This is a genomic window from Colwellia ponticola, assembly GCF_005885605.1.
GTDB lineage: Bacteria > Pseudomonadota > Gammaproteobacteria > Enterobacterales > Alteromonadaceae > Colwellia > Colwellia ponticola.
On record NZ_SZVP01000003.1, the window covers coordinates 23,037 to 47,926 of the forward strand.

Consider the following 24,890-nt stretch of genomic DNA (forward strand, 5'->3'; position numbering starts at 1 on the left):
GCTAAACAGCTGAATGCTAGTTTCAAACGCTATTTCTTACTTTAAATAACATTTTTCATCGCTAAAATAACAAAAAAGGAGCCATAGGCTCCTTTTATCTAAAATGGGTGAGGTCGGATTAACGACGTAAACCTAATTTAGCAATTAATGAAGTGTAACGTACAAGGTTTTTACCTTTTAAGTAATCAAGTAACTTACGACGTTGTGCAACCATGCGTAATAAACCACGACGTGAATGGTGATCATGGATGTGCTCTTTGAAGTGACCTTGTAAGTGGTTGATTTGTGTAGTTAACAAAGCAACTTGAACTTCTGGAGAACCTGTATCACCTTCTGATTGAGCATATTCTGCAACGATTGCAGCTTTTTCTGTAGCATTTAAAGACATTATAAAATCCTTAGTGTGTTGACTCTATTTTAAACTATATAAGTAAAGTAGAGCGATAAAATACGCATCAAGCCAAACACTAATTTAGCGTTGATGACGAAAGAGCGCGTATTCTAGCAGCCAATAACTAAAAAGCAAGTGTTTACTTTAGTAGAGTGCGCTAATTAACTGATTAAGAAGCTCTGCTGTAAATCAATGTAGTTATATTACTACAATACGTTTAGGCGCTAATAAGCCATCATCATTGATAAAACCAACGCCAATAAATTCGGCATTAGCATCATTTTCATCTTCGCCAATATAAACTTGTACGCTACCTTCTGCAGGTGCGTTATAAGCTTGTACCGGATTACCATGACGTAAAAAGTTTGCTGACATATCATCAATGTATAAACACTGCATGCCATCAACAGCACTATTCATCGGTAGTAATAATGGGTCAAGCACTTCTGACGGGGTTACTTCATCAGCTATCGCTTGCTCAAGTAAGGCTTCAAGTTCAGCAAGGGTAACCATTTTATCAATGGGGTAATTACCTACAGCTGAGCGCCTAAGATGTGCTACGTGTGCTCCACAGCCTAATAACTCCCCTAAATCATCAATAATAGTTCGAATATAAGTGCCCTTAGAGACATGAATATTTAATTCGACCTCATCACCCTCAAACCTTAATAGCTCAAGATTAAACACGGTAATATCACGTGCTTCACGTGGTACTTCAATGCCTTCTCTTGCATACTTATAAAGTGGTTGACCTTGATGTTTAAGCGCTGAGTACATTGAAGGTACTTGCTTGGTCGTACCGCGAAAGCTATCTAAGGCAATAGCAAGTTGCTCATCAGAAACATCCACGGGTTTTTCACTAACCACTTCACCACCAGCGTCACTGGTGGTAGTACGAACACCTAACTTAGCAGTTACTTGATAAGTTTTATCGGTATCAAGTAAGTACTGTGAAAACTTAGTTCCCTCACCCAAACAAATAGGTAACATACCGGTAGCAAGAGGATCTAATGCCCCCGTATGGCCTGCTTTTTGAGCGAAATAAATACGTTTAACCGTTTGTAATGCATGATTAGATGATAAACCATGAGGTTTATCTAATAACAGCACACCATTAATGGCGCGGCCTTTTCTACGTTTAGCCATTTATGACTCGCCCTGCTCACTATCATTATTTTTTTTGTTATCAAGCTGTGTATCGTCAACTTGTGCATTATCAATTTGTACATCGCCAATCTGACTATCACCGTGCTTATCACTAGCAATAGCTTGATCAACCAAAGCGCTCATACGAACACCTTCACTCATTGAGCTATCATAAACAAAACGTAAATGCGGCATAATGCGAGCACGTAAGCGTTTACCAAGTAGTGAACGGATATAACCTTCCGCTTCAGCAAGCACTTCTAATGAGGCTTTAATATCCTCTGGGTTATCATTAAAAAAAGTCACAAAAATCTTGGCGTAAGCTAAATCACGTGTCACTTCAACCGCAGACACTGTAGTCATACTTAAGCGAGGATCTTTAATTTCGCGCATTAAAATAGTCGCGATTTCTTTTTGGATTTGTTGACCTACACGGTCAGTACGGGCGTATTCTCTAGCCATCGTATTCTCCTATGTAGCTGTTATTAATAAATAACAGCTTACTTGGTTTATAAAGTTGATAATTTAAAGTTGATAATTTATCAACTTTAAATTATCAACACAAAAGGGGCATAAGCCCCTTTTAAATAATTAACCCAGTCATTTAACTAGGTTCTTAACTATGAACTCGTTACTAATTGGTTCAAGTATAAGACGAAAGCACGGAATTGACGCATGTCAATGAGTACTTCCAACGCAATAATTGAGCCTGCTAGTAATGAGATGCTAGCTAGTTACAGCGAGCGTTTGATTTCGACAGTCTCAAATACTTCGATCTGATCGCCAACACGCACGTCGTTGTAGTTCTTAACGCCGATACCACACTCAGTACCGTTACGAACTTCTTGTACGTCATCTTTAAAGCGACGTAGTGATTCAAGTTCGCCTTCATAGATAACAACGTTATCACGTAATACACGAATTGGTGCGCTACGTTTAATTAAACCTTCAGTAACCATACAACCAGCGATAGCGCCAATTTTAGGTGACTTAAACACATCACGAACTTGAGCTAAACCAATAATTTCTTGTTTAAACTCTGGCGCTAACATGCCGCTCATCGCTTGTTTAACTTCTTCAATAAGAGAGTAAATAACGCTGTAGTAACGTAAGTCAATTTGTTCTGACTCTATTACTTTACGCGCAGAAACATCAGCACGAACGTTAAAGCCAACCACAATCGCATTAGAAGCTGCTGCTAACATAGCATCAGTTTCAGTGATAGCACCAACACCAGAGCCAATAATTCTCACTTTAACTTCATCAGTTGACAGTTTAAGTAATGAATCACTAATTGCTTCAAGTGAGCCTTGAACATCTGACTTAATAACAACATTAACTTCTGAAATATCGCCTTCTGCCATACTAGCAAACATGTTTTCAAGTTTAGCTTTTTGTTGACGAGCCAATTTCACATCACGGTATTTACCTTGACGGAATAAAGCTACTTCACGCGCTTTCTTTTCATCTTTAACAACTGTCGCTTCATCACCGGCTTGTGGAACACCACTTAAGCCAATAATTTCAACAGGGATAGATGGACCCGCTGATTGAATGGTTTTACCATTTTCATCACGCATAGCACGAACACGACCATACTCTAAACCACAAAGTACAATATCACCTTGTTTTAGAGTACCTTCTTGTACTAATACTGTAGCTACTGGACCACGACCTTTATCAAGTTTAGATTCAACAACAACACCATTGGCCATTTTATCAATAACAGCAGTTAACTCTAATACTTCAGATTGTAACAATATAGAGTCAAGTAACTCATCAATGCCTAAGCCTGTTTTAGCTGACACATGACAGAATTGTACTTCACCGCCCCACTCTTCTGATAGTACACCGTGTTGTGATAATTCACTTTTAACGCGATCTGGATCAGCAGACTCTTTATCCATTTTGTTAACAGCAATGATAATCGGTGATTCAGAGGCCTGTGCATGTTGAATTGCTTCAATTGTTTGTGGCATAACACCATCATCAGCGGCAACAACAATAACCACAATATCAGTCGCTTTAGCACCACGAGAACGCATAGCAGTAAAGGCAGCATGACCTGGAGTATCTAAGAACGTGATCATACCATGACCCGTTTCTACGTGATAAGCACCAATATGCTGAGTAATACCACCCGCTTCACCGTGAGCTACTTTCGCTTGACGAATATGGTCAAGTAATGAAGTTTTACCATGGTCAACGTGACCCATAATAGTCACTACTGGCGCACGAGTAACTTCTTCACCGGTATGCTTACGATCAGCAAGTACTGCTTCTTCTAAGGCATTCTCTTTAACCAATACCACTTCAAAACCCATATCTTCGGCAACTAATGCCGCGGTTTCTTGGTCAATGACTTGGTTAATGGTTGCCATTGCACCCAGTTTAAACATGGCTTTAACAACTTCAGCGCCTTTCTTAGCCATTTTATTTGCTAATTCAGCCACAGAAATAGTTTCGCCAATGCGGATGTCTTGTAATTTCGCTTCCACAGGTTTAGTAAAACCATGTTTTAAGCTGTCAGGTGAAGATAAGCTTTGCTTACGACCTTTAGCATTACGACCGCCACGAGCATTTCTATCTACTGGTTTTTTCTTACGACGACGTCCAGCAGTTTCATCTGCCGCATCAACTTTATCTTCAGCTTCTTGCGCGTATTTTGAAGAGGTTACATGAACTACTTCTTTTTCTTTTGCTTTACGTTCAGCTTCTTGCTCTTTCCAACGACCTTCATTTTCTTCAGCAAGTTTTTTAGCGGCTTCTGCCGCTGCTGCCGCTTCGGCTTCAACTTTAGCTGCAGTTTCTTTTTCTTGTGCTAAACGAAGTTTTTTAGATTCTTCAGTTTCAGCTATCTTTTCAGGCACTTGCTCAACTTTTTTAGCTTTTTCAATGGCAGCATTTTTTGCTTTTGCTGCGGCTTCAAGTTTTGCTTCTGCTTTACGTTTTTCTTCAAGTTCAGCTTTCGCTGCGGCAACACCTTTAGCATTTTCAGCTTCTTTAGCTGCGGCTTCTGCATCTGCTTTAGCTTTGGCTTCTGCCGCTGCTGCAATAGCTGCTTCTGCTTTTGCTGCTTCTTCTGCTAATTTTTCTTCTTCTACGTCGCTACGTTTCACGTAAGTACGCTTTTTACGTACTTCAACATTAACCGACTTAGCTTTACTACCATGACCCATGGTCAACGTAGATTTAGTTTTACGGTTTAAAGTGAGTTTGTTCGGTTTTGCTTGAGACTCATCACCATGTTGTTTTTTAAGATGTCCTAATAAGGATTCTTTTTCATCTTGCGTTATAGCATCGGTAGCCGATTTGTTCACGCCTGAGTCAGCCAATTGACTAACTAAACGCTCCACCGGTGTGCCGATCTCTTTGGCAAGTTCTGCTACAGTTATATCTGCCATCTATATTTTTCTCCGGTGTTATTTTATGCTTCGTTAAACCAACAAATGTTACGTGCAGCCATAATTAGCTCGCCCGCTTTGGTTTCATCTAATTCGTCGATATCGCTAATTTCATCGATACCTTGTTCAGCTAAGTCTTCAAGGGTACGAATACCTCGACTTGCTAATACAAATGCTAAGTGACGTTCTAAACCTTCAAGATCAAGTAAGTCTTGTGCTGGCTCAGCACCTTCTAGTGTTTCTTCACTAGCAAGCGCTTGCGTGGTTAACGCTTCTTTAGCTCGCTCACGAAGTGCTTCAATAATATCTTCAGTAAGACCGTCAATTTCTAGCATTTCTGCTACTGGCACGTAAGCTATTTCTTCTAATGAAGTAAAGCCTTCTTCTGCCAGTAATGCGGCAAAATCTTCGTCAAGATCTAACTTATCTATGAATAAGTTTAAGACTTTGTCGTTTTCTGCCTGATGTTTTTCTTTCATATCAGCAACAGTCATCACGTTTAATTCCCAGCCCGTTAATTGACTTGCTAAACGTATATTTTGACCGCTACGGCCTATGGCCATTGCTAAGTTAGATTCTTCAACGGCAATATCCATCGTGCCTTTGTCTTCATCAACAATAATTGAAGCAACTTCAGCAGGTGACATAGCGTTAATCACATATTGTGCAACGTTATCATCATATAAAACGATATCAACACGCTCTCCGCCTAATTCGCTAGATACCGCTTGAACACGAGAACCACGCATACCTACACAAGCACCAACAGGGTCAATACGCTTGTCGTTGCTTTTAACTGCAATTTTAGCGCGAGAACCAGGATCGCGTGCTGCGCCCTTGATTTCTAACATTTCTTCGCCAATTTCAGGCACTTCAACACGGAAAAGCTCAATAAGCATTTCAGGTTTAGTACGACTGACAAATAATTGTGCGCCACGTGCTTCTGGTTTAATTTCATACAGTAAACCACGTACGCGGTCACCTGGACGAAATGTTTCGCGAGGCAACATGTCATCACGGTAAATAACCGCTTCAGCATTATTACCTAAATCAATAATAACACTTTCTCGACTTGCTTTTTTAACAACGCCCGTAACAATTTCACCTAAATGTTCTTGATAAGCTTCTGTCACTAAGGCACGTTCTGCTTCACGAATCTTTTGTACAATAACTTGTTTAGCTGTTTGCGTTGTTACGCGATCAAAGGTTACCGATTCAATTTGATCTTCAGAATAATCACCTACTTTTAATTCAGGATTATCGTATTGCGCTGCTGCTAAACCAATTTCAGCGTATGGATTTTCCATTGGTTTATCATCTTCAATGATTAACCAACGACGAAAAGTATCAAATTCGCCCGTGATGCGATCAATAGCAACACGCACTTCGATGTCGCCATCATATTTCTTTTTGGTAGCTGTTTCTAAAGCGGTTTCCATCGCTTGAAAGATGCTTTCTCTTGGTAATGCTTTTTCATTTGAAACTGCATCAACAACCAGTAATATTTCCTTACTCATGCTAGTTAGCCTTTATTATGTTAACTTTTAAATATATTTGAGTGTTAAATTTTTGCGACAAGATTCGCTTTATCTACATTGCTAATAGCAAGTTCATAATCGATGCTGTCAACTTGTACTATTAATACGGTATCGTTTTCTATAGCGACTAAAGGTCCTTTAAATTTTCGACGACCATTTAGGGGGATCGATAAACGGACATTAATTGTTTCGCCAATAACTTCTTGAAAATGCGCCAATTCAAATAACGGACAATCAATACCTGGCGATGAAACTTCTAGACTGTATTCACTACTAATAGGGTCTTCTACATCTAATAATGCACCAACTTGACGACTTACTTCAGCGCAGTCATCAACATTAATGCCATTTTCATGATCAATATACAAACGTAAAACTGAGTTGTTACCTGCACTGATATATTCGATGCCTCGCAACGTTTTCCCGGTTTCTTCAACTGCGGGTCTTACTAAATCAGTTAGTTTTTGCTCAAATTTAGCCAAGCGTGTTCTCCTGTTACTTTACTACGGTGTGAAAAACACAAGCAGTATTATATAAATTTTAGATATAAAAAAAGGGCATATAGCCCAGCGAAAATTTGCTGTATTTGCCTTTAAGGATGCGGTTGACTGCACTTTAAAAACAAAAAAACCCCAAATTAGGGGCTTATTTCACTGTTTTCCCCCAAGATTAAACAAAAAAAGCGTTTAATCAGGTTATTAATAGCCAAACTACTAATAATATTAATAAGAATATAAGCAAGGTGGCATAAATACATAACATAAGAATTATTAAATTCTACACATAACTATTTACGTAGATCTGCTTATTCAGTGGCATCTTATTAAAGCTTTATGCGGCAAATTATATAATGGCTCGCTATTAAGCGCAAGTCACATTAAGTAATATCCGCTAGAAAGTCGTTATTTATTATGTCATATCACTCGAAATAAAAGCGAAAATTTACTAAAATTAATTTATATTTTACAAACTGTTAGTCTTAAAAAATAAATATTTAATAACAAACATTACTTTAGCTTAGTTACTTTCATCGCTGTTAGCGTATATTTATACACAACAGTAATAACTGTACTGATTAACTATCAATGTAATAATACCACCGTTCTCGACCTTTTACTTACTAAGGCTCAAAGCGTTTTCATTGAAAAGATTAATTTAACGGTTGAATATCAATATTGATCAACCTGTACCGCTATAACGTATCTCACCCCCGATTGGTTTTCACTAAAGTGAGTTAACCTAGTTACGCTTAAACCGAACGTTTAATACCTATTCGGTTTCCTTAAATTAACAACAAAGAGCTCAATATATATTTAGATATTGTTATTTCGAAACAAAGAGGATCAAATAAAAAAACAAATAACCCTACAGCAGGTGTGTTGTTAAATACCCTAAAAAAGCGGATAATAGTGACCTTATAATTATCTATAACCTAATGACCCTTTAAGTAAATGACTGATTACCTGTTACTACTCGTTGGCACTGTTCTCGTAAATAATTTTGTTTTAGTGCAATTTCTTGGTTTATGCCCCTTTATGGGCGTTTCATCGCGCACTGAAACGGCGATCGGTATGTCATTTGCAACCGTTTTTGTCATGACCTTAGCCTCACTACTCAGCTATTTAGTGACCACCTATTTACTTGTCCCTTTTAATCTTGAATACCTCACTACCATGAGCTTTATTTTAGTGATTGCTGTTGTCGTGCAATTTACTGAAATGGTTGTGCATAAAACCAGTGCTAGCCTATATCGTTTATTGGGCATTTTCTTACCGTTAATTACCACAAATTGTGCCGTTTTAGGCGTTGCTTTACTTAACTTACGTTTAGAACATGGCTTTTTTGAATCAATTATTTATGGCTTTGGTGCCTCATTAGGTTTCTCCTTAGTGTTAGTGATGTTTTCTGCCATGCGCGAAAAATTAGCTAATGCCGATGTACCTAGCCCTTTTAAAGGTGCTGCTATTGCGATGATTACCGCTGGTTTAATGTCGTTGGCATTTCTTGGTTTTACTGGTTTGGTAACAATTTAATATGAATATCCTTCTCGCCATTATTGTTTTGGGCAGTATTGCTGCCATCTTTGGTGCACTACTTGGTTTTGCCTCGATACGCTTTAAAGTAGATGCTGACCCTATTGTTGAACAACTGGACGCTTTGTTGCCGCAAACACAATGTGGCCAATGTGGCTACCCAGGTTGTAAACCTTACGCACAAGCTGTTGCTGATGGCGAAGCTATTAATAAATGTGCACCTGGCGGCGAAGATACCATCAAAAAAATAGCTGACTTAATGGGCGTTGAAGTCCAACCCCTTGATGCAAGCCATGTTCAAGGTGATGTTGCCAAAAGTAACCGCCCTAAAGTGGCTTTTGTTATTGAAGAAGACTGTATCGGCTGTACAAAGTGCATTCAAGCCTGCCCTGTAGACGCCATTATTGGCGCTGCTAAACAAATGCATACCATCATCATCGATGAATGTACGGGATGTGATTTATGTGTTGCACCTTGTCCTGTCGATTGTATCGAAATGCGTGAGCTACCAGAAACTATTCATAATTGGCAGTGGGATTTAACCAGTATTCCAGTAAAGCAACTGGATTAGGAGAATATGGTGGAATCAATAATAGAGCGTATCACGCGTGGCAACTTTTGGGATTTTCATGGCGGTATTCATCCGCCAGAGCAAAAATTTCTTACCACAAACAAGCCCATTAAATCACTCAGTTTACCCAAGCAGTTAATTATTCCACTGCAACAGCATATTGGCCTTGAAGGCGATGTACTGGTGTCAGTGGGTGATAAGGTGTTAAAAGGCCAACCGCTAACACTGAGCAAAAATGCTATGGTCGTGCCTATTCATGCACCGACTAGTGGCGTTATTAGCGCGATAAAAATGTCGGTTATTGCCCACCCTTCTGCCCTACGTCAATTATGTATATTTCTCGACGTTGATGGTGAAGATACTTGGCGCGAAAGACAAGGTTGTACTGATATAGCACAATTATCTAACCATGACATTATTGCAAAAATTGCCAATGCTGGTATTGCTGGTATGGGCGGTGCGGGGTTTCCCACTCACGTGAAAGTAAGCACTGACCACAATATTAACTTTCTGATTATTAACGGCGCAGAGTGTGAGCCTTATATCACGGCTGATGACTTGTTAATGACCGAGCAAAGTGTCGCTATTGTTGATGGCATTAACATACTCGATAAGTTATTAAACCCTCGCCATATTTTAGTTGCTATTGAAGATAACAAGCCCAGTGCCATCAAAGCAATGCGACAAGCGACAGCCAACAATAGCAAAATAAAAGTCTGTGTGGTTCCCACTAAATACCCAACCGGTGGTGAAAAGCAGCTTATTCAAATTTTAACAGGTAAAGAAGTTACCGCTGGCCAATTACCTATTCATAGCGGCATTGTCATGCAAAATATTGCTACCTGTTTTGCTATTAATGACGCCATTAAATATGACATTCCACTGATTAGCCGTGTGGTTACCGTAACAGGTCAAGCCTTAGCCCAACCACAAAATGTTTGGGCATTGCTGGGTACGCCAATCAATTTTTTACTTGAGCAATGCCAAGTAAATAGTATTGATAATGAAAAGCAACCAGTGATCATGGGCGGCCCCATGATGGGGTTTAGTCTTTATAGTGAACTGGTACCTGTTGTTAAAACCAGTAACTGTATATTAGTACCTAGTAAAATAGAAATGCCCAGTGCGTTTGAAAAAGAAAGTAAAGAAGTAGAGTGCATTCGCTGTGGTCAATGTAGTGATGTTTGCCCTAGTCAATTACTGCCGCAAGAGCTGCAATGGAGCGCAAAAGCTAAAGATCACGCACAGTTAACCAAACTCAACTTAAGCGATTGCATAGAATGTGGCGCTTGTGCTTATGTTTGCCCAAGCCAGATTCCTTTGGTGCATTACTACCGTATAGCTAAAGCTGAAATACGTGAAAAGCAATTACTCGATTTAAAAGCAGAAAAAGCAAAAGTACGTTTTGAAGCGCGAAAGTTACGCCTAGAAAAAGAAAAAATAGCTAGACAAGAAAAACATAAAAAAGCTGCGGCTGCCCGAAAAGCAGCCATGAACAAAGCGACTCCTGAAGCCGCTGGAGCTAAATCTGCAGTTGCCGCAGCACTAGCGCGTGTTAAAGCGAAGAAAGCCTCACAAGAGCAAGACAGCGCTACAGACAATGTAACAAACAGTGGTGTAACGGATGTGCCATTAGAAAGTGTATCTGCTGAAAAATCTCAAGTATCTGCCGCTATAGCCCGTGCTAAAGCAAAGAAAAAGTTAAAAGAGCAAGCCGCTAATAATGATAGCGATATCGTAGGTGAAAACACATCAAACACTGAGGATAAAAAAGCTAAAATAGCGGCAGCTATTGCTAAAGCAAAAGCGAAAAAATTGAGTAAAGGCGCTAGCGAAGCTGACCATGACACTGGCAATATCACTGCGCCTGAAACGGCCGATAAAGTGCCCGTCGCAGCAGCCAAAACAGCGTCGACACCCGCAATAGTTGCCACATCAAGTAGTGATGATAAAAAAACCAAAATAGCGGCAGCGATTGCTAAAGCAAAAGCGAAGAAATTGAATAAAGGCGCTAGCGAAGCTGACCATGACACTGGCAATATCACTGCGCCTGAAACGAGCGATAAAGTGCCCGTCGCAGCAGCCGAAACAGCGTCGACACCTGCAATAGCTACCACATCAAGCACTGATGATAAAAAAGCTAAAATAGCGGCAGCGATTGCTAAAGCTAAGGCAAAAAAGAAACGACAAGAAGCCAGTTCGGGTAACAATAACGATCAAAATAGCGTGTAACCAATGACGACAAAGAAACACAATCGAATAGCAACTCAAATAGTTATTCGATTTAAAAATTTATCAGAGAAACAACCCGACGAGTTGATATAAACAATGGCATTTTGGATAGCAAGTTCACCGCATAATCATAACCATACCAAAACACCTAACTTAATGCGTTTGGTAATGTATGCAACACTACCCGGCGTTTTAGCCCAGTGGTATTTTTTTGGTTGGGGAAATTTAATTCATATCGGTCTAGCGATGACCACGGCACTTCTTTGTGAATATACCGTGTTGTCGCTGCGTAAAAAACCCATCACACATGAACTACTTGATGGTAGCGGCTTATTAACCGCCTTATTACTCGGTATCTGTTTACCAGCGCTAGCGCCTTGGTGGATTTCGGTTATTGGTACCATGTTTGCTATTGTCATTGCTAAACAACTTTATGGTGGCTTAGGACATAATCCCTTTAACCCTGCTATGGTTGGTTATGTCATGTTATTGGTGTCTTTTCCTTTGCAAATGACACAGTGGCAGCCACCACTATCATTAGTGACGGTAGATCTAAATTTTATTAATACCTTAACGACCATATTCACTGGTTTTACTATCGATGGTTACTCTGTAGAGCAAGTACGCACAACCATTGATGGCATCACCATGGCCACGCCTCTTGATACCTTAAAAACCAACATAAGCTTAGGTTTAACGGTACTTGAGAGCATTAGCAACCCGGTTTTTGGTAATAACTTCTCTTTAGGTTGGGAATGGGTTAATGCTGGATTTTTACTTGGTGGACTATTTCTTATCAGCAAAAAAGCCATTGCATGGCAAACACCCGTGAGCTTTTTACTGAGTTTATTTATTTGCTCTTTAATAGGGTTTAGTCTCAGTCCTGACAGTAGTGCTTCAACTATGTTCCACTGGTTTTCTGGCGCAACTATGCTCGGTGCTTTTTTTATTCTAACCGACCCGGTCAGTGGCGCTACGAGTAACAGAGGCCGATTCATAGTTGGTTTACTCGCGGGCTTATTGGTTTACCTAATTCGTACAACCGGCGGTTATCCTGATGGCGTCGCCTTTGCCGTATTACTGTGTAATATGTCGGCTCCCTTAATAGATCAATACACGCGTCCGCGCACCTACGGCCACCTTAAAGGGGATAAGTAATGACTGATAATACTGATCCTACACATAACAAGCCTGAGCGTAACACAACAGATAAAGCGCAACAGTCACCACTGACTACCGCTATCTCTAAAAACACTAAAATACTAGCGCTATTTGCTATCGCTTGTACGTTAGCGGTTAGTGTTGTTAGTGAACTTACTCAAGATCGCATAAAAGCCCAAGAGCAACAGCAACTGCTTAACACCTTGCATAACATTATTGACCCAAGTCGGTACGACAACGATATTGCTAACGATTGTATTATTATCAACGCGCCTGAGCTGGGTTCAACTAAAGATAACACCGCTTATATTGCCAGAAAATCAGGAAAAATAACCGCAGTTGCTATTACCACTTCAGCGCCACAAGGCTACAGTGGTAATATTGATTTTATTATGGCGGTCAATGCCAATAATACCGTTAGCGGTGTGCGCATATTAAAGCATCAAGAAACCCCCGGACTGGGTGATAAAATAGAAATCAGAAAAAGTGATTGGATTAACAGCTTTACTGGCAAACGTTTACTATCAGAAGATGATAATCGCTGGGCGGTAAGAAAAGACGGCGGTATGTTTGACCAGTTTACTGGGGCAACTATTACGCCACGCGCCGTGGTAAAGGCCGTAAAAAGCACCTTAAATTACTTCACTGACAATAAAGCTGCGCTATTAACGCGCCCTAATGCATGCGCCAAAGACAACGCAGCATCAACCCTAGCCATTATCGAGGCTGCTAATGAGTAATGAAATAGCACCACAACAGAGTCATGATGTTGAGAACGCTGATGAACAAGCGCTATTAACACAAGCGTCAGCTGCTTCAGCTGCACGTAAAGCTGAATATAAAGAGCTAGCAATACAAGGTTTATGGAAAAACAACCCTGGGTTAGTGCAACTACTGGGATTATGTCCGCTACTGGCGGTAACATCAACCGTCACTAATGCCTTAGGACTTGGCTTAGCCACATTGCTAGTGCTTATTTGCTCAAATATTACCGTATCAGCCATTAGACGCTGGGTGCCAAAAGAAATTCGCATCCCCATTTTTGTGTTAATTATTGCCGCCTTTGTCACTTGCGTACAGCTAATAATGAATGCTTTTACCTACGGTATTTATCAATCATTAGGCATTTTTTTACCGCTAATTGTCACCAACTGCGCGATTATTGGTAGGGCTGAAGCCTACGCTTCTAAAAATCCGGTCGGAAAATCAGCCTTTGATGGTTTAATGATGGGATTAGGCTTTACTATTATCTTACTTTTATTAGGTGTTATAAGAGAAGTACTAGGGCAAGGCACCATTTTTGACGGTGCTAATTTATTATTTGGTGACTGGGCTAGCGTGTTAAGAATTGAAGTAATGCAACTTGATAGTCAGTTTTTATTAGCTATTTTACCGCCAGGTGCTTTTATTGCCATGGGCATTTTAATCGCCCTTAAAAATGCTATTGATAATCATATCAAAGCAAAAAAAGTGGTTCATACTGAACAAGTGATTGAAAGAGTTCGAGTCAACTTTGACTCTTAACAACCGCGATTCCTAATAACTGATACGATTAACGCCACAATAAGTGATAAAAGAGTACGCCAATGAATAAAGAAAAACGTATAGAAATTCTCTCTCGGCTGCGTGATGAAAACCCAGAGCCAACCACAGAGTTAAATTTTTCTACCCCGTTTGAATTACTTATTGCTGTGCTACTTTCCGCGCAAGCAACTGATGTTGGCGTTAACAAAGCAACCGATAAGCTCTACCCTATTGCTAATACGCCGCAAGCTATTTTAGATCTTGGACTTGATGGACTCAAAAGCTACATCAAAACCATTGGTTTATTTAATACCAAAGCGGTAAACACCTTAAAAACCTGTCAAATGTTAGTTGATTTGCATGGCGGTGAAGTCCCTGAAGACAGAGCCGCCTTAGAAGCATTACCTGGCGTTGGCCGTAAAACCGCTAACGTAGTGTTAAACACCGCCTTTGGCTGGTTAAAGGATGATGAGGGTAAATACTTTTTAGCGGTAGATACCCATATATTTAGACTAGCGAATCGCACTAAATACGCCCCAGGTAAAACCGTTGAGCAAGTTGAAGCTAATATAGTAAAATTAACACCCAGAAAAACTGAGTTTATGTTCAACCTTCATCATTGGTTTATTTTACATGGTCGCTATACTTGCACAGCTAAACGCCCTAAATGTGGCTCTTGTATTATCGAAGACTTGTGTGAATTTAGAGATAAAAGCAGTGATTAGTTCAATATTTTAGCTATCAAAGTAATCTTTTCAATGAAAATGTAGATGATGTCTCCCGTCCACAATGGATTATAACTTGCCATAGTTAATCATTAATTTTAATGCAACGTTTCAACTGTTGGGCTATATTATTTAACTCAAGATAAATTTTTAAACACGACTATTTTAAGTATCAGTTATTTTATATTTATTATATTACGATGTTAATGATGTTAAGTTTATTAATATCTTGCCGATATATTTTTAACATACTCTTGTTAAAAATACCTTTCAAAGAAATAAGGGCTCTGCATTATGCTGTTAAGTAAACGAGATTCAATTCAAAAGAAAGTGACCCTATTATTTGTGAGTATTGTTTTACTCTGCGCTATCGGTTTTGGAGTACTTACCTCCAAAACATTATCATCATTATCTAATGAACAAATAGCAGCAACCAAAACACTACTGAAAAAATCTGTGCTCAATTCAATGAATGACGCAGGACAACTATCAAGTGAGCGTATTAGTAAGCTACTTAAGCAAAGTTTTGCCCCCGCACTCATTTTAGCAGAAACCTTATCTAAAACTGCCTATCCCAACAAACCTTTTAATCGAGAAATAGTACAAGACTTAAGTCGTTTCAACTTAGCTGCAACACCAACAATTAGTGCGCTCTATACTCATTTTGAAGTCAATGGTTATGATGGCTTGGATAATACTTTTGTTGATTTTGGACAACACTCATCACCCACCGGCACCTTAGAAATTTATTGGATAAAAGAGAATGGTCAAGCCATTTTTTATCCTGAAGAAAATCCAGAAGATAAATATAACAGTACAAAAGATGAAAATGGTATTCGTACCGCTGAATTTTATTTATGTAGTAAAGATGCCCTAACACCTTGTGCGCTTGACCCTTATTTATATGAAATAGAGCCTGGTCGTAAAGAACTAATGACGACACTAACTGCTCCCATTATAGTATCAAATCAATTTAGAGGGATAGTGGGGGTTGATATTAACTTGCCTATTGTACAGCAGTGGATCACAGAACAGTCAAAATCATTATTTGAAGGTAATGCATCCATTAGTTTATTCAGTCAAAAAGATATGCTTATCGCCTCAAGCGGTTACCCTGATCAATTATCTAAAAAAGCCAGTGATGTTAATGCAGAGCTTGCCGCAATTTTGAAGAATTCTGATAAATTAATTACCTCTGATAGTAACTGGCACGTTAAAGTCCCCCTATTTATTAGTGAAGCTAATGTCACTTGGACACTTATTATCTCTGTTCCTGAAAAAGTAGCCTTAGCCTCGGTACTAGCAATGACAGAAAAAGCTAATGAATCCTATAATAAAGCACTAACAAATTTATTATTCTTTTCCGTATTGTTTTTAGCTGCCGCAATATTTTTTGCTATCTGGCTAGCGCGATCTATCACCTCACCGATCAAACTACTTTCTGCTTCAATTCAAGAATTGGCGGACCGTGAAGGTGACCTAACACAGAAAGTTAATGTTAAAAGTCATGAAGAATTAATACTCTTGGCAGCTGGCTTTAATAAGTTTATTAATAAATTAGCAGAGATGATTGGTTCATCGAAAACTTTTTCTATTGAACTGGTGGGTAAATTTAGCGAACTAGAAAATATTGCACATGACGTTGAAAATGATACTCAAGCACAGCAAGTCAACTTAGACAGTATCGCAACGGCAATGACTGAAATGGCGGCAGCATCCAATGAAGTGGCCACCCTCGCGGTAGAAACGGCAAATGGAGGTAAACACGCAAATGCCCTATTACAAGAAACTCAAGATATCTTAGAAGCCAGTGTCCAAAATGTGCAAGAACTTGCACATAATATGGCATTAACCAGTGAACAAATATCACAAGTAGCCGCCCATAGTTCAGATATAACGGGTATTGTAGAAACGATAAGATCGATTGCTGACCAAACCAATTTACTAGCCTTAAATGCTGCCATAGAAGCAGCAAGAGCAGGAGAACAAGGCAGAGGCTTTGCTGTTGTTGCCGACGAAGTCAGAAGTTTGGCTGCGCGTACTCAAGCTTCAACTCAAGATATAAGTGATCTCATTGCCAACTTACAAATAGATGTTAATAAAGCCGTTGAAACCTTGGATGCAAACAAAGACTCAATTACAGGTACGGTTGATAAAACAAGCACCAGCTTTGAACGACTTTCTCAAACAATGGCAAGTATTAAGGTCATGAGTGAAAGTACTGAACAAGTTGCCACCGCAGCTGAAGAACAAAGCCATGTTGCAGAAGATATAAATATTCGCTTAGTATCGGTATCTGATAGTAGTACCGGCTTGGCAGAGTTAGGGCAAAGATTACAAAAGAACAGTGCTTACTCTAAAAAAATTGTTGAGCAGATTGAAGCTGAACTAAGTCGTTTAAAATGCTAATTATATTCATTTAAATAGAAAAGAGAGTGTTATGAAGTTTTTACATACCATGGTACGAGTACGAGATTTAGAAGAATCTCTTGATTTTTATGTCAATAAACTTGGTTTAATTGAAACAAAACGTAGTGAAGTACCTGCGGGTAAATTTACTTTAGTTTACCTAGCCACTGAAGTAGGTGGTCCAGAAGTTGAACTAACCTACAACTGGGATACAACAGAAGAATACACCACCGGTCGTAGTTTTGGCCATTTAGCCTTTGAAGTTGAGGATATTTATCAAACGTGTCAAAAACTCCAAGATGCTGGTATAACCATTAACAGACCACCTCGTTGTGGTCATATGGCTTTTGTTAACTCGCCGGATGGTATCGCCATTGAGCTATTACAAAAAAATGGCTCGCTAGCACCACAAGAGCCTTGGTTAAGTATGGAAAATACCGGTACCTGGTAAATTAAAAAGCGGCAATAATCTATTGCCGCTCTTTTGTGGTAAGTTAGCGCCATGCTGTTATGATAGCGACATTATTTTTTATAACTAAGCACATATGGCCATTAAAGCAACTATATACAAAGCCACTATCGAACTCGCCGATATGGATCGTAACTATTACGACCGCTTGCAACTTACCATTGCCCAACACCCATCAGAAACACCACAACGATTAATGATACGCTTAATTGCCTTTATTCTTAATGCCCATGAAGACCTACATTTTGGCAAAGGCGTTAGCGACGAAAATGAAGCCGCTATCTGGCAAGTTAATTACAGCGATGAAATTGACCTTTGGATTGAACTAGGTCAGCTCGATGAAAAACGCCTTAAAAAAGCCTGTAACCAAGCCAAAGCCGTAAAACTTTATTGTTATGGTAGCAGCGTAACTACCTGGTGGTCACAAGTTCAACAAAGCATGAACAAGTTTGATCGACTCACGATAGAGCAATTTGATACAAGTACTTGTGACGCGTTAGTGAACTTACTTAACCGCAATATGGAGTTTCAATGCAGTATTCAAGATGGTCAATTGTGGTTAACCTCAGGTGAAGAAACTTTATTAATTGAAACAATAAAACTTAAGTAAGAGATCTCTTTTATGAGAAAAGTAGCACTACCTATAACAATGATAACTATAGCTAGCTTATCATTATCAAGCTGTAGCAATATTAATGTAACATTTAACGCTGATAGTGCTGAGTACAACGCTATTAATAACAACATTACTTTAGCGCAAATAACTAAAGACGTTACCTATTTAGCCAGTGATGAACTTAAAGGTCGAGACAATTTCAGCCTTGGTATACGTCAAGCTGCCAGTTATATTACGCAGCGCTTTAGCGACGTAGGTCTTACGCCAGCAAACGGCGCGGCTAGTTTTAAACAACAATACACGGTACAAAAAATAACCCCTGACACACTTACCGTGCAGTTAAATGGTCAAAGCATTGATACTGATGCTTTATCAATGGCAACAACCATAACTGATTTTAACTGGAGCAGTAGTACAAACTCTACCAATCCTGTCAATATTGTGATGATCGGTAAAAATGACAATATGCGTAAAGCAATCAGTGAATTAAATAGCCAAGGTGGTCAGCACCTAGTCTTACTTCATCCTAAACATGAAGACAGCTTTAAACGCTATCAAGATCACTTTGCGCGCGGCTTAACCAAACTCGTTGATAACAAAACCACTAAAGCAGGTGGTGTGATTGTTATCGCCTTAACGGATATTAGTCAAGTAAAACAATTTAACGCTACCGGCCATGCCAAAGTCACTAATACCTTATTAACGAATGTCGTCGGTATTTTACCGGGTAAAAGTAAAGCCAATGAAATTGTACTTTACTCTGCCCATTACGATCATTTAGGTGTAAAACCTAGTGTTGACCAAGCCGCTAATAGTAAACAATCAACAGGCAGTGAAATATTTAATGGCGCTGATGATGATGCATCAGGTGTTTCCGCTATTATTAATTTAGCTAACCACTTTACTCAGCTAGGTAATAATGAAAGAACGCTAATGTTTGCAGCTTTTAGCGCAGAAGAGCTTGGCGGCTTTGGCTCACGTTATTTCTCTACACATGTAGAACCAGCAGCCATTACCGCCATGATTAACATTGAAATGATTGGTAAACCAGCCATTTTTGGTGAAGGTAGCGTTTGGATGACGGGGATGGATAGATCAAGTCTAGGTGAGCAACTGAACCAAGCCCTAGTCCCTCAAAGCCTAAAAGTTTATGCCGATCCCTACCCTGAACAAAATTTATTTTATCGCTCTGACAATGCCACATTAGCAAGGCTAGGCGTACCTGCGCACAGTTTTAGTAGTACAAAACTTGATAAAGACAAGCATTACCATCAAGTAAGTGATGATATTAGCAGCTTAAACTTGCCATCAATGTTACAAGTAATTAAGACACTGGCGATAGCGACGACACCATTGGTTGATGGTTCTATTACGCCGTCGCGCATCGACCCAAGCAAAGTAAAACGTAATGGTCTTATCTATTAAGTACTTATTAGTAAATTATTATTAAGCTTATAAGAGCGAATAAAATATTGCCGCCAGTACGTTCAACTCACTATGCGGCAATCACTTCTAAAGGACACCGTAATTGATATTCAAAACGGTTTTTCTTCTCTACTTGAAAGCCATGGCGTAAGTACAAGCCCCGAGCAGGGTTTTTCAATAAAACATTTAAGGTGATCGGTAAGCATAATTGTAACGCTCGCTTTTTTACCACCATTAATACCCTACTGCCAATCCCCTTCCCTTGATATTTTGGCATAATCTGTAGCTGCCTAATATGCAAACTTTTATGGGTATTATTAAGTGCTACCACCCCCATTTTTACTAAGCCGATAGGCTTTCTATCCACTAAAATAATATGACTATCGTAAAAGTGCTCTTTTATTTGTACTAAATGTTGTTCATCGGTCATACGAATACCAGCAGCTAGCAAATGTTGAGTCATGGTTTTTCGTCGTAACGATAACAAAAACTCAATATCTTCATGCTTAACCTTTCTAAAGCCGATGGTAGATTTCATGTATTTAATTCCATACTCGTTCAATTTCGTCAATATCAATATCAATATCAATATCAATATCAATATCAATATCAATATCAGATAAGTTTACTTACTTTAATCAGTCTAGTGACAACTTTATAACAACTTGTCGTAATTTTATAACAACCCATCGTGCTTTTATTGAACCGACACACTAGATTAAGGCACACTAAAGACACGCTTATACTACGTTAAATAAATGAGAACAATATAATGTTTAAAAAATCCTTACTCGTCGTTGCAATAGCATCAACCTTGCTTAGCGCTTGCTCAGAAGATAACGCTACTACTGAGCATCATAATAAACAAAACACTCATCAAACAACTGACACCGCTAGCATAGGCGCAAGTAAAATAGCCTCAGCGCAAGCTAATGCATTATTTGACACGCTATTTAAAGAAACACTGAACCGTAATCCGGTAAGACAAACTTATTTAGGCATAAAAACAGATTACGATAAGTGGTATGACATTTCAGAAGAAAATGCTGCTAATGAACTCGCCATCGCTAAAAAGAACCTTGCACGTGTGCAAGCAATTGACGCTGATCCTCTGGATGCGCAAACTAAAATAAGCCTTAATTTATTTATCCAAGACTTAGAACATCAAATTGCCGATCATCAATGGCGCTTTCATAACTACCCTGTTAATCAAATGTTTGGCACGCATTCTCAAATACCCGCTTTTTTAATTAACCAACATTCCATCAGTAACGTTAAAGAAGCACAAGATTATATTGCCCGTGTAAAAGGGGCTGAAAAATTACTCGCACAATTAGTTGTACAGCTAAAATTGCGTGAAGCAAAAGGGATAATAGCACCAAAATTTGTTTTTCCTCATGTCATCAGAGATTCACAAAATATTTTAGTAGGCGCACCTTTTGATAAGGCACCCAACAGTACTATTTTTGCCGATTTCACCCGTAAAGTTGATGCACTTAACATTACCGACGCTGAAAAATCTAACTTAATAACAGCTGTAAAATCAGCCTTAATTGAGCACTTAAAACCCGGTTACCAGCAACTTATAACTTACCTAACCGCACTTGAGAAAAAAGCTGACAACCGTGATGGCGCTTGGAAGTTTCCTAACGGTGAAGCCTTTTACAATAATGCACTACAACGTACCACCACAACCGACTTAACCTCAGCGCAAATTCATACCCTTGGCTTAAATGAAGTAGCACGTATTCATAATGAAATGCGCATTATCATGAAAAAAGTCAAGTTTGATGGCAGTCTAAACGAGTTTTTCGACTTTATGCGAACCGACCCGCAGTTTTACTATCCCGAAACGGCCGAAGGAAAACAGCGCTACTTAACCGAAGCCGTAGCATTAATTGATGATATGGAAGGTCGATTAGATAGCTTATTTTTAACCAAGCCCAAAGCGGCATTAAAAGTAAAAGCTGTAGAAGGGTTTAGAGAAAAATCTGCGGGTAAAGCTTTTTATGAACGCCCTGCGCCAGACGGATCTCGTCCGGGTATTTATTACGCCAACCTTTATGACATGAAAGCAATGCCTAACTATCAAATGGCCGCTTTAGCCTATCACGAAGGTATTCCCGGTCATCACATGCAACTAGCCATTAAACAAGAATTAATCGACATGCCAATGTTCCGTAAATTTGGTGGCTATACCGCACATACCGAGGGCTGGGGTTTATATTCAGAAATGATCCCTAAAGAAATTGGTTTATACCAAGACCCTTATTCTGACTTTGGACGTTTAGCTATGGAACTATGGCGCGCTTGTCGATTAGTGGTTGATACAGGTATTCACACCAAACAATGGACACGTCAACAAGGCATAGCATACTACGCCGACAACACGCCTAATGCCCTGTCTGACGCTGTAAAAATGGTAGAACGTCATATTGTCATGCCATCACAAGCGACCGCTTATAAAATTGGTATGAACAAAATTATTGAGTTACGAGAACACGCCAAAGCGCAGTTAGGAGATAAGTTTGATATTCGTGAATTTCATGACGTCGTTTTAAAAAATGGCCCGGTACCACTGAACGTATTAACTGATTTAGTGGATAATTATATAACAACAACTAAAGCCTAACTTGGCTTAACATCTCTTAATAAAGCTAGCTAACAGCAATAGTAAATGAATACATTGACTATGTTGATTAAAAAAATCCGCATTTTAACGTGCGGATTTTTTAGTTGAACCTTAGGATAGTTCATTACATTAGCCCTATCTGGAAAGGAAGATAGTCACTTATTTGAGCATGGAGACTCAAAGGTTCTACATGTTGCCCTAGCCTCTTTACGCTTGTTATTCTGGAGCGCGTACCGCTAATACATCGCATTTTGCTCCGTGTAAAACAGCATTACAGGTCGAACCTAACAGTAATTGCAAGCCATGCACACCATGACTACCGGTTATAATTAAATCGACGTTTTCTTGCTCTGCAAAGGCTAATATTTCACTACTGGTCTGGCCGGTGGGAATGTGCAAGTCTTGCTCAGTAATATGTAGTCTTTTTAGTAAAGGTTGTAATATCTCATGGGCTCGCTTTTCTAAAATTCTTGTCGTGTTAATGTTCTCTATGGGATCTGAGCCCAGCATAACACCATATAAACCACCATAATAAGCATTAGCTATCGGCTCTACAACATGAATAACACTGAGCTTCGCTTGGGTGAACTGCTGTAGTTGTGTCACTTTATCTTCAATATAGTTTTTACTTTCATTAAGTTCAGTGGCAAATAAAATATGCTTATACATCACTCTCTCCTTCATATTAGATAACCATTTAGATAACAATATTTTGCTTATAACTAGCTTTAACAACCTTAGCCTTGTATTCATATTTTAATTTTTGTGCGAGTATTTCCATTGCTTCTTCTTCTCCGTGCACAAGTACTACCGGTGGTTTATTTTTAAAACCTTGATACCACGTTAATAAACCTTGTTGATCAGCATGAGCTGAGAAGCCGCCGATGGTATGAATTTGTGCTTTAACTCGTATTTTTTCACCCCATAAATTGATCTGTTCACAGCCATCAACCAACGATCGGCCTAATGTTCCTCTAGCTTGAAAACCAACAATAAGCACATGTGCATTTTCACGCCAAATATTATGTTTAAAGTGGTGTTTAATTCGACCACCGGTACACATACCACTACCTGCGATAATAATAGCGCCAGAGTTAATCTGATTGATTTTCATCGAGTATTCAGTGGTTTCTGACATGTGCAGGTTGGGTAAATCCAGTATTCCCTGATGGTCTTGTTTAATAGCGACGGCTTGCTTATCGTAAACTTCATGGTGTTTAGCATAAACCCCTGTCGCCTTTATTCCCATCGGGCTATCAAGAAAGATTTGCCAGTCAGCGAGTTGCCACGCTGTAAAGTGTTGCTTAAATTCATAAAGTAGCTCTTGTGTTCTACCGACGGTAAAAGCAGGAATTAAGATATTGCCCTTGTTACTTTTAGCGTTGGCAATAATGGTGCCCATTTCTTGCCATGTATCTTCCCAACTACGGTGTAACCTATCACCGTAAGTGCTTTCCATGATGACTAAGTCGGCATAATTAACTTGGTAAGGATCACGTAAAATAGGCGCATTTTTATGACCTAAATCGCCACTAAAGACTACTTTTTTACTGATGCCATTTTCACTAAGGGCTAATTCAATAATAGCCGAGCCAATAATATGCCCCGCATCTCTTAGGGTTAGTTTAACGCCTGGGCAAACGTCGATTTCTTCGTCATAAGTCAGCCCTTGAAAATACTGTAATGTGGTTGATGCTTCTGTCGTAGTATACAGTGGTTCTACTAATGCTAAGCCTTTACGTTCACGTTTTTTGTTTTCCCAGCGAGCTTCTTTTTCATGAATGTACCCGGAGTCGACAAGCATAATTTCGCATAAATCTACGGTAGCATTATGAGTATAGATAGGGCCATGGTACCCCTCTTTTATAAGCACAGGTAATCGCCCGGTGTGATCTAGGTGTGCATGGCTAACGATTACCGCATCGAGAGTGGCAACATCAAATGGGAAAGGGTCATGGTTGTGTCGTTCATGTTCATGCGAGCCTTGTAACATGCCACATTCAAGCAGTACGTTTTTGTTATTAATTTGTACTAAATAACAAGAGCCAGTGACTTCTCGAGTGGCTCCTAAAAATTTAATATTCATGTTAACTCCGGTAATAACTATCGTGGGTAATATTGGTATACTGTTGGTTTAAATGGTAATAGTGTATATTTCGGCTGTAAAAATGTGACTAAATCAATAAGTTCAGTTACTGTCATCACATCATTAAAAACGTTCATTTTTGATTTGCCGTCAGGCGTTTTAGCCATAGCTGAATACGGCGAGGAAAACTTATGAGAGGGGTTAATTATTGACGTGACTAATTCGGCGTACGTGACTATTTGAGTTTTCTCGCCGCCCAGAGAAATGTTAATATCGGCATGTTTTTCAATATTTTTATCTTCAACACCTTGTAGTGTGTGACACGCTAAACATTGATAGGTTAACAGTACCGCTTTTCCTTGTTCAGCATTACCTTTGGGTAGACTAAAGCCGCGTGGCGAGTCAACCCCCTGATTACAGCTGAGCAGTGTTAATGACATAACGATAAGTAAAGCGAGTGTAGTGTATTTCATCATTTTTTGGCGAGGATACCCCCTTGATTTAGCTGGAGGGGGGATCGCTTGCGCT

At 39.3% G+C, this 24,890-nt stretch carries 22 protein-coding genes; 12 read left to right on the forward strand and 10 right to left on the reverse strand.

From position 1 onward, the window contains the following. Positions 1–118 precede the first annotated feature (118 nt). From rpsO to rimP, 6 genes are all read right to left on the reverse strand, one after another. A complete protein-coding gene (gene rpsO, locus FCS21_RS04870) occupies positions 119–388 on the reverse strand; it encodes a 30S ribosomal protein S15 (RefSeq protein WP_138621007.1) in 270 nt (89 codons plus the stop codon). Between the two features lie 201 nt (positions 389–589). Then, positions 590–1,537, reverse strand: a complete 948-nt coding sequence (gene truB, locus FCS21_RS04875; protein ID WP_138621009.1) for a tRNA pseudouridine(55) synthase TruB — start codon at positions 1,535–1,537, stop codon at positions 590–592. Continuing rightward, positions 1,538–1,999, reverse strand: coding sequence for a 30S ribosome-binding factor RbfA (gene rbfA, locus FCS21_RS04880; RefSeq protein ID WP_138621011.1), 462 nt, complete (start codon positions 1,997–1,999; stop codon positions 1,538–1,540). It lies immediately after the preceding gene. A gap of 272 nt (positions 2,000–2,271) precedes the next feature. Continuing rightward, positions 2,272–4,941, reverse strand: coding sequence for a translation initiation factor IF-2 (gene infB, locus FCS21_RS04885; RefSeq protein ID WP_138621013.1), 2,670 nt, complete (start codon positions 4,939–4,941; stop codon positions 2,272–2,274). A gap of 23 nt (positions 4,942–4,964) precedes the next feature. After that, a complete protein-coding gene (gene nusA, locus FCS21_RS04890; RefSeq protein ID WP_138621015.1) occupies positions 4,965–6,458 on the reverse strand; it encodes a transcription termination factor NusA in 1,494 nt (497 codons plus the stop codon). A gap of 44 nt (positions 6,459–6,502) precedes the next feature. Next, positions 6,503–6,961, reverse strand: coding sequence for a ribosome maturation factor RimP (gene rimP, locus FCS21_RS04895; protein ID WP_138621017.1), 459 nt, complete (start codon positions 6,959–6,961; stop codon positions 6,503–6,505). Positions 6,962–7,930: 969 nt separating this feature from the next. Here rimP and rsxA point away from each other — a divergent pair. From rsxA to FCS21_RS04950, 11 genes are all read left to right on the forward strand, one after another. After that, complete coding sequence (gene rsxA, locus FCS21_RS04900; RefSeq protein ID WP_138621019.1) at positions 7,931–8,512, forward strand: electron transport complex subunit RsxA; 582 nt, start codon at positions 7,931–7,933, stop codon at positions 8,510–8,512. 1 nt (position 8,513) lies between these two features. Then, positions 8,514–9,083, forward strand: coding sequence for an electron transport complex subunit RsxB (gene rsxB / locus FCS21_RS04905; RefSeq protein WP_138621021.1), 570 nt, complete (start codon positions 8,514–8,516; stop codon positions 9,081–9,083). Between the two features lie 6 nt (positions 9,084–9,089). Further along, on the forward strand, positions 9,090–11,315 hold the full coding sequence (gene rsxC / locus FCS21_RS04910; protein WP_138621023.1) for an electron transport complex subunit RsxC: 2,226 nt from the start codon (positions 9,090–9,092) through the stop codon (positions 11,313–11,315). A 96-nt stretch (positions 11,316–11,411) separates the two neighbouring features. Further along, on the forward strand, positions 11,412–12,473 hold the full coding sequence (gene rsxD, locus FCS21_RS04915) for an electron transport complex subunit RsxD (protein ID WP_138621026.1): 1,062 nt from the start codon (positions 11,412–11,414) through the stop codon (positions 12,471–12,473). Next, positions 12,473–13,216 carry an electron transport complex subunit RsxG gene (gene rsxG, locus FCS21_RS04920; protein WP_171035633.1) on the forward strand — a complete coding sequence of 248 codons (744 nt, stop codon included), beginning with the start codon at positions 12,473–12,475 and terminating at the stop codon, positions 13,214–13,216. The genes rsxD and rsxG overlap by 1 nt, the downstream gene beginning before the upstream one ends. Then, positions 13,209–14,000 (forward strand): electron transport complex subunit E, encoded by a 792-nt coding sequence (locus FCS21_RS04925; protein WP_138621028.1) that lies wholly within the window; start codon positions 13,209–13,211, stop codon positions 13,998–14,000. The genes rsxG and FCS21_RS04925 overlap by 8 nt, the downstream gene beginning before the upstream one ends. A gap of 62 nt (positions 14,001–14,062) precedes the next feature. After that, a complete protein-coding gene (gene nth / locus FCS21_RS04930) occupies positions 14,063–14,725 on the forward strand; it encodes an endonuclease III (protein WP_138621030.1) in 663 nt (220 codons plus the stop codon). Between the two features lie 294 nt (positions 14,726–15,019). Then, complete coding sequence (locus tag FCS21_RS04935; RefSeq protein ID WP_138621032.1) at positions 15,020–17,134, forward strand: methyl-accepting chemotaxis protein; 2,115 nt, start codon at positions 15,020–15,022, stop codon at positions 17,132–17,134. A gap of 31 nt (positions 17,135–17,165) precedes the next feature. Further along, positions 17,166–17,585, forward strand: a complete 420-nt coding sequence (locus tag FCS21_RS04940; RefSeq protein WP_138621034.1) for a VOC family protein — start codon at positions 17,166–17,168, stop codon at positions 17,583–17,585. Between the two features lie 94 nt (positions 17,586–17,679). Further along, the gene (locus FCS21_RS04945) at positions 17,680–18,213 is read left to right on the forward strand and encodes a YaeQ family protein (protein ID WP_138621036.1); all 534 of its coding nucleotides are present in this window, start codon (positions 17,680–17,682) and stop codon (positions 18,211–18,213) included. A gap of 12 nt (positions 18,214–18,225) precedes the next feature. After that, entirely contained in the window at positions 18,226–19,644 is a 1,419-nt protein-coding gene (locus FCS21_RS04950) for a M28 family peptidase (protein WP_138621038.1), read from the forward strand. Positions 19,645–19,714: 70 nt separating this feature from the next. On the opposite strand, the gene FCS21_RS04955 is transcribed toward FCS21_RS04950, so the two are convergent. Continuing rightward, a complete protein-coding gene (locus FCS21_RS04955) occupies positions 19,715–20,182 on the reverse strand; it encodes a GNAT family N-acetyltransferase (protein WP_138621040.1) in 468 nt (155 codons plus the stop codon). Between the two features lie 234 nt (positions 20,183–20,416). On the opposite strand from FCS21_RS04955, the gene FCS21_RS04960 reads away from it, so the two are divergent. Further along, complete coding sequence (locus tag FCS21_RS04960; protein WP_138621042.1) at positions 20,417–22,276, forward strand: DUF885 domain-containing protein; 1,860 nt, start codon at positions 20,417–20,419, stop codon at positions 22,274–22,276. Between the two features lie 216 nt (positions 22,277–22,492). Here the strand turns inward: FCS21_RS04960 and FCS21_RS04965 are convergent, their stop codons facing one another. The 3 genes from FCS21_RS04965 to FCS21_RS04975 are packed head-to-tail and all read right to left on the reverse strand — an operon-like array spanning position 22,493 to position 24,835. Further along, positions 22,493–22,945 carry a universal stress protein gene (locus FCS21_RS04965; protein ID WP_171035634.1) on the reverse strand — a complete coding sequence of 151 codons (453 nt, stop codon included), beginning with the start codon at positions 22,943–22,945 and terminating at the stop codon, positions 22,493–22,495. Between the two features lie 28 nt (positions 22,946–22,973). Continuing rightward, positions 22,974–24,362, reverse strand: a complete 1,389-nt coding sequence (locus tag FCS21_RS04970) for an MBL fold metallo-hydrolase RNA specificity domain-containing protein (protein WP_138621046.1) — start codon at positions 24,360–24,362, stop codon at positions 22,974–22,976. A gap of 17 nt (positions 24,363–24,379) precedes the next feature. After that, a complete protein-coding gene (locus FCS21_RS04975; RefSeq protein WP_138621451.1) occupies positions 24,380–24,835 on the reverse strand; it encodes a cytochrome C in 456 nt (151 codons plus the stop codon). Positions 24,836–24,890 lie beyond the last annotated feature (55 nt).

Bases quoted from the DNA above. Each gene is read 5' to 3' on its own strand.
- FCS21_RS04955 (WP_138621040.1), bottom strand. From the start codon at position 20,182: ATGAAATCTACCATCGGCTTTAGAAAGGTTAAGCATGAAGATATTGAG.
- rsxC (WP_138621023.1), top strand. From the start codon at position 9,090: ATGGTGGAATCAATAATAGAGCGTATCACGCGTGGCAACTTTTGGGAT.
- rsxB (WP_138621021.1), top strand. From the start codon at position 8,514: ATGAATATCCTTCTCGCCATTATTGTTTTGGGCAGTATTGCTGCCATC.
- rsxD (WP_138621026.1), top strand. From the start codon at position 11,412: ATGGCATTTTGGATAGCAAGTTCACCGCATAATCATAACCATACCAAA.
- truB (WP_138621009.1), bottom strand. From the start codon at position 1,537: ATGGCTAAACGTAGAAAAGGCCGCGCCATTAATGGTGTGCTGTTATTA.
- rbfA (WP_138621011.1), bottom strand. From the start codon at position 1,999: ATGGCTAGAGAATACGCCCGTACTGACCGTGTAGGTCAACAAATCCAA.
- nusA (WP_138621015.1), bottom strand. From the start codon at position 6,458: ATGAGTAAGGAAATATTACTGGTTGTTGATGCAGTTTCAAATGAAAAA.
- FCS21_RS04960 (WP_138621042.1), top strand. From the start codon at position 20,417: ATGTTTAAAAAATCCTTACTCGTCGTTGCAATAGCATCAACCTTGCTT.
- rpsO (WP_138621007.1), bottom strand. From the start codon at position 388: ATGTCTTTAAATGCTACAGAAAAAGCTGCAATCGTTGCAGAATATGCT.
- FCS21_RS04950 (WP_138621038.1), top strand. From the start codon at position 18,226: ATGAGAAAAGTAGCACTACCTATAACAATGATAACTATAGCTAGCTTA.
- FCS21_RS04970 (WP_138621046.1), bottom strand. From the start codon at position 24,362: ATGAATATTAAATTTTTAGGAGCCACTCGAGAAGTCACTGGCTCTTGT.
- FCS21_RS04965 (WP_171035634.1), bottom strand. From the start codon at position 22,945: ATGTATAAGCATATTTTATTTGCCACTGAACTTAATGAAAGTAAAAAC.
- nth (WP_138621030.1), top strand. From the start codon at position 14,063: ATGAATAAAGAAAAACGTATAGAAATTCTCTCTCGGCTGCGTGATGAA.
- FCS21_RS04925 (WP_138621028.1), top strand. From the start codon at position 13,209: ATGAGTAATGAAATAGCACCACAACAGAGTCATGATGTTGAGAACGCT.
- rsxG (WP_171035633.1), top strand. From the start codon at position 12,473: ATGACTGATAATACTGATCCTACACATAACAAGCCTGAGCGTAACACA.
- infB (WP_138621013.1), bottom strand. From the start codon at position 4,941: ATGGCAGATATAACTGTAGCAGAACTTGCCAAAGAGATCGGCACACCG.
- FCS21_RS04975 (WP_138621451.1), bottom strand. From the start codon at position 24,835: ATGAAATACACTACACTCGCTTTACTTATCGTTATGTCATTAACACTG.
- FCS21_RS04935 (WP_138621032.1), top strand. From the start codon at position 15,020: ATGCTGTTAAGTAAACGAGATTCAATTCAAAAGAAAGTGACCCTATTA.
- FCS21_RS04940 (WP_138621034.1), top strand. From the start codon at position 17,166: ATGAAGTTTTTACATACCATGGTACGAGTACGAGATTTAGAAGAATCT.
- FCS21_RS04945 (WP_138621036.1), top strand. From the start codon at position 17,680: ATGGCCATTAAAGCAACTATATACAAAGCCACTATCGAACTCGCCGAT.
- rsxA (WP_138621019.1), top strand. From the start codon at position 7,931: ATGACTGATTACCTGTTACTACTCGTTGGCACTGTTCTCGTAAATAAT.